A 5635-nucleotide genomic window follows, 5' to 3' on the forward strand; every position below is an offset into this window, starting at 1 on the left:
TGTGTCTGTTGTTTGAGAACTCAATAGTGTGCCAAGTTTGTTGATACCGGTTTTTTATTAAATTGGTTGATTGTGCCGGGCTGCCCGCCCCTGTGGGTGGTCTGGTGTTTTTAGCTGGTTTCAAATTTTGTGCAGCCTCGGGTGGTGTTATTTCCGCTGCCTGTGGTTGTGTCTGTTTTTGTTTTACTTCAACGGAGAGTTTGATCCTGGCTCAGGATGAACGCTGGCGGCGTGCTTAACACATGCAAGTCGAACGATGAAGGGGGCTTGCTCCTGGATTAGTGGCGAACGGGTGAGTAACACGTGAGTAACCTGCCCTTGACTCTGGGATAAGCCTGGGAAACTGGGTCTAATACCGGATATGACTGATCATCGCATGGTGGTTGGTGGAAAGCTTTTTGTGGTTTTGGATGGACTCGCGGCCTATCAGCTTGTTGGTGAGGTAATGGCTTACCAAGGCGACGACGGGTAGCCGGCCTGAGAGGGTGACCGGCCACACTGGGACTGAGACACGGCCCAGACTCCTACGGGAGGCAGCAGTGGGGAATATTGCACAATGGGCGCAAGCCTGATGCAGCGACGCCGCGTGAGGGATGACGGCCTTCGGGTTGTAAACCTCTTTCAGTAGGGAAGAAGCGTAAGTGACGGTACCTGCAGAAGAAGCGCCGGCTAACTACGTGCCAGCAGCCGCGGTAATACGTAGGGCGCAAGCGTTATCCGGAATTATTGGGCGTAAAGAGCTCGTAGGCGGTTTGTCGCGTCTGCCGTGAAAGTCCGGGGCTCAACTCCGGATCTGCGGTGGGTACGGGCAGACTAGAGTGATGTAGGGGAGACTGGAATTCCTGGTGTAGCGGTGAAATGCGCAGATATCAGGAGGAACACCGATGGCGAAGGCAGGTCTCTGGGCATTAACTGACGCTGAGGAGCGAAAGCATGGGGAGCGAACAGGATTAGATACCCTGGTAGTCCATGCCGTAAACGTTGGGCACTAGGTGTGGGGGACATTCCACGTTTTCCGCGCCGTAGCTAACGCATTAAGTGCCCCGCCTGGGGAGTACGGCCGCAAGGCTAAAACTCAAAGGAATTGACGGGGGCCCGCACAAGCGGCGGAGCATGCGGATTAATTCGATGCAACGCGAAGAACCTTACCAAGGCTTGACATGAACCGGTAACGCCTGGAGACAGGTGCCCCGCTTGCGGTCGGTTTACAGGTGGTGCATGGTTGTCGTCAGCTCGTGTCGTGAGATGTTGGGTTAAGTCCCGCAACGAGCGCAACCCTCGTTCTATGTTGCCAGCACGTGATGGTGGGGACTCATAGGAGACTGCCGGGGTCAACTCGGAGGAAGGTGGGGACGACGTCAAATCATCATGCCCCTTATGTCTTGGGCTTCACGCATGCTACAATGGCCGGTACAAAGGGTTGCGATACTGTGAGGTGGAGCTAATCCCAAAAAGCCGGTCTCAGTTCGGATTGGGGTCTGCAACTCGACCCCATGAAGTCGGAGTCGCTAGTAATCGCAGATCAGCAACGCTGCGGTGAATACGTTCCCGGGCCTTGTACACACCGCCCGTCAAGTCACGAAAGTTGGTAACACCCGAAGCCGGTGGCCTAACCCCTTGTGGGAGGGAGCTGTCGAAGGTGGGACTGGCGATTGGGACTAAGTCGTAACAAGGTAGCCGTACCGGAAGGTGCGGCTGGATCACCTCCTTTCTAAGGAGCGCCTACAGATTTGCTGCCTCATGTATGTGGGTGTGGTGGGTTTGTCAGGAGTATATGCCCGCAGCACGGACGGATGTTTCGTGGCGGGTGCTCATGGGTGGAATATCAGCAGATAGCGGCCGCTTGTTTCTTTTTTCGACCCAGTACGGATGCTTTTGAGTGTCCTGGAACGGTGGGGGATGGTGTGGGTGGTTTTGTGTTTGGCACACTGTTGGGTCCTGAGGCAACAGGGCCGTGGTCTTTCCTTTCGGGGCGGGGTTGCGGGTTTGTTTGTTTCTGGTTTCCTGGCTGCATCGAAGCGCATGGTTGTGTGTGCGGGGTGTGTGGTTTGGGGTTGTTGTTTGAGAACTACATAGTGGACGCGAGCATCTTTTATAAGAAGCAATTTCCAAGATTGTGAACCTGGATCTGGTTCCTCATTCCTTTGCGGGGGTGGGGGATTGGTTTTCGTGGTTCTCTCGTAAATTTTGTTTTTGATCTTTTGTGGTCAAGTTTTTAAGAGCACACGGTGGATGCCTTGGCATTAGGAGCCGAAGAAGGACGTAGGAATCTGCGATAAGCCTGGGGGAGTCGATAACCGGACTGTGATCCCAGGGTGTCCGAATGGGGAAACCCCGCACAACGCTGCAAGGTGATTGTGTGACCCGCATCTGAACACATAGGGTGCGTGGAGGGAACGCGGGGAAGTGAAACATCTCAGTACCCGCAGGAAGAGAAAACAATAGTGATTCCGTTAGTAGTGGCGAGCGAACGCGGATCAGGCTAAACCGTTCCATGTGTGATAGCCGGCGGGCGTTGCATGGTCGGGGTTGTGGGACTTTCCATACCAGTTCTGCCGGGCTGGTGGGGTGTGATGTGCGCGCATAGGTGAACGGTTTTGAAAGGCCGGCCAGAGAGGGTGTTAGTCCCGTAACCGTAATGTGTTGTCACCGCCTGTGAGAGTATCCCAAGTAGTACGGGGCCCGAGAAATCCCGTGCGAATCTGTCAGGACCACCTGATAAGCCTAAATACTCCCTAATGACCGATAGCGGACCAGTACCGTGAGGGAAAGGTGAAAAGTACCCCGGGAGGGGAGTGAAACAGTACCTGAAACCGTGTGCTTACAATCCGTCGGAGCCAGTCTGATTCTGGTGACGGCGTGCCTTTTGAAGAATGAGCCTGCGAGTTAGTGTTACGTCGCGAGGTTAACCCGTGTGGGGCAGCCGTAGCGAAAGCGAGTCTGAACAGGGCGTTGCAGTGGCGTGATCTAGACCCGAAGCGAAGTGATCTACCCATGGCCAGGTTGAAGCGACGGTAAGACGTCGTGGAGGACCGAACCCACTTCAGTTGAAAATGGAGGGGATGAGCTGTGGGTAGGGGTGAAAGGCCAATCAAACTTCGTGATAGCTGGTTCTCCCCGAAATGCATTTAGGTGCAGCGTTGCGTGTTTCTTGCTGGAGGTAGAGCTACTGGATGGCTAATGGGCCCTACAAGGTTACTGACGTCAGCCAAACTCCGAATGCCGGTAAGTGAGAGCGCAGCAGTGAGACTGTGGGGGATAAGCTTCATAGTCGAGAGGGAAACAGCCCAGACCACCAACTAAGGCCCCTAAGCGTGTGCTAAGTGGGAAAGGATGTGGAGTTGCGAAGACAACCAGGAGGTTGGCTTAGAAGCAGCCATCCTTAAAAGAGTGCGTAATAGCTCACTGGTCAAGTGATTCCGCGCCGACAATGTAGCGGGGCTCAAGTACACCGCCGAAGTTGTGGCATTCACACATGTTCTAAGCCTTTGTGGTTCAGGAGTGTGGATGGGTAGGGGAGCGTCGTGTGGGCGGTGAAGTCGCGGTGTAAACCAGCGGTGGAGCCTACACGAGTGAGAATGCAGGCATGAGTAGCGAAAGACGGGTGAGAAACCCGTCCGCCGAATGATCAAGGGTTCCAGGGTCAAGCTAATCTGCCCTGGGTAAGTCGGGACCTAAGGCGAGGCCGACAGGCGTAGTCGATGGACAACGGGTTGATATTCCCGTACCGGCGAAGAACCGCCCATGCTGAGCGGGGGATACTAACTGCCCGATACCTGCCCGATCACCCTTGTGGTGTGAGGGTTTTGGTGGAGCGCAGGACCTGATCCCGGGAGGCAAGCGTATTAACAGGTGTGACGCAGGAAGGTAGCCGAGCCGGGCGATGGTTGTCCCGGTCTAAGGATGTAGGGCGAACGGTAGGCAAATCCGCTGTTCATGATGCCTGAGATCTGATGGGACCCCCGTTTGGGGGGATTTGGTGATCCTATGCTGCCGAGAAAAGCATCGACGCGAGGTTTTAGCCGCCCGTACCCCAAACCGACACAGGTGATCAGGTAGAGAATACTAAGGCGATCGAGAGAATTATGGTTAAGGAACTCGGCAAAATGCCCCCGTAACTTCGGGAGAAGGGGGGCCCCAACCTTGATGGACACTTGCTGTCCGGAGGGGATCGGGGCCGCAGAGACCAGGGGGAAGCGACTGTTTACTAAAAACACAGGTCCGTGCGAAGTCGCAAGACGATGTATACGGACTGACTCCTGCCCGGTGCTGGAAGGTTAAGAGGACCGGTTAGCCGCAAGGCGAAGCTGAGAATTTAAGCCCCAGTAAACGGCGGTGGTAACTATAACCATCCTAAGGTAGCGAAATTCCTTGTCGGGTAAGTTCCGACCTGCACGAATGGAGTAACGACTTCCCCGCTGTCTCAACCATAAACTCGGCGAAATTGCAGTACGAGTAAAGATGCTCGTTACGCGCAGCAGGACGGAAAGACCCCGAGACCTTTACTATAGTTTGGTATTGGTGTTCGGAGTGGCTTGTGTAGGATAGGTGGGAGACGTTGAAGCCCGGACGCCAGTTCGGGTGGAGTCATCGTTGAAATACCACTCTGGTCACTTTGGACATCTAACTTCGGCCCGTAATCCGGGTCAGGGACAGTGCCTGATGGGTAGTTTAACTGGGGCGGTTGCCTCCTAAAAAGTAACGGAGGCGCCCAAAGGTTCCCTCAGCCTGGTTGGCAATCAGGTGTCGAGTGTAAGTGCACAAGGGAGCTTGACTGTGAGAGAGACATCTCGAGCAGGGACGAAAGTCGGGACTAGTGATCCGGCGGTACATTGTGGAATGGCCGTCGCTCAACGGATAAAAGGTACCTCGGGGATAACAGGCTGATCTTGCCCAAGAGTCCATATCGACGGCATGGTTTGGCACCTCGATGTCGGCTCGTCGCATCCTGGGGCTGGAGTAGGTCCCAAGGGTTGGGCTGTTCGCCCATTAAAGCGGTACGCGAGCTGGGTTTAGAACGTCGTGAGACAGTTCGGTCCCTATCCGCTGCGCGCGCAGGAAATTTGAGAAGGGCTGTCCTTAGTACGAGAGGACCGGGACGGACGAACCTCTGGTGTGTCAGTTGTACTGCCAAGTGCACCGCTGATTAGCTACGTTCGGATGGGATAACCGCTGAAAGCATCTAAGCGGGAAGCTCGCTTCAAGATGAGATTTCCATACACCTTTGTGTGTGAGAGGCCCCCAGCCAGACCACTGGGTTGATAGGCCGGATGTGGAAGCGAGGACTAACGACTCGTGAAGCTGACCGGTACTAATAGGCCGATAACTTACACCACACAAGAACACAAAACTTGCTTGCGTCCACTATGTGGTTCCCAAACAACAAACCACACCACACCGGTACGGTCAGTTGTCCAGGGAACAAAACCACAACAAAATAACAACACCACACATTGTTGTAACCACTGATAGTTTCCCACACCACCCCGCACGGGGGGCGGTGACGGGTAAAAAGGTTACGGCGGTCATAGCGTGGGGGAAACGCCCGGTCCCATTCCGAACCCGGAAGCTAAGACCCACAGCGCCGATGGTACTGCACCCGGGAGGGTGTGGGAGAGTAGGTCACCGCCGGACA

Annotated in this window: 3 rRNA genes; all 3 read left to right on the forward strand. The window is 54.9% G+C overall.

The window, feature by feature from the left end:
* Positions 1-188: 188 nt before the first annotated feature.
* The 3 genes from FDW81_RS17850 (at position 189) to rrf (ending at position 5634) form a co-directional block, all read left to right on the forward strand.
* Positions 189-1711 (forward strand): 16S ribosomal RNA (locus FDW81_RS17850).
* 494 nt (positions 1712-2205) lie between these two features.
* Positions 2206-5336 (forward strand): 23S ribosomal RNA (locus tag FDW81_RS17855).
* Between the two features lie 181 nt (positions 5337-5517).
* A 5S ribosomal RNA gene (gene rrf, locus FDW81_RS17860) occupies positions 5518-5634 on the forward strand.
* Together the 16S, 23S and 5S rRNA genes form the textbook arrangement of a ribosomal RNA operon.
* Position 5635: the final 1 nt, after the last annotated feature.

Source organism: Pseudarthrobacter sp. NamB4 (assembly GCF_005796185.1).
Classification (GTDB): Bacteria; Actinomycetota; Actinomycetes; order Actinomycetales; family Micrococcaceae; genus Arthrobacter.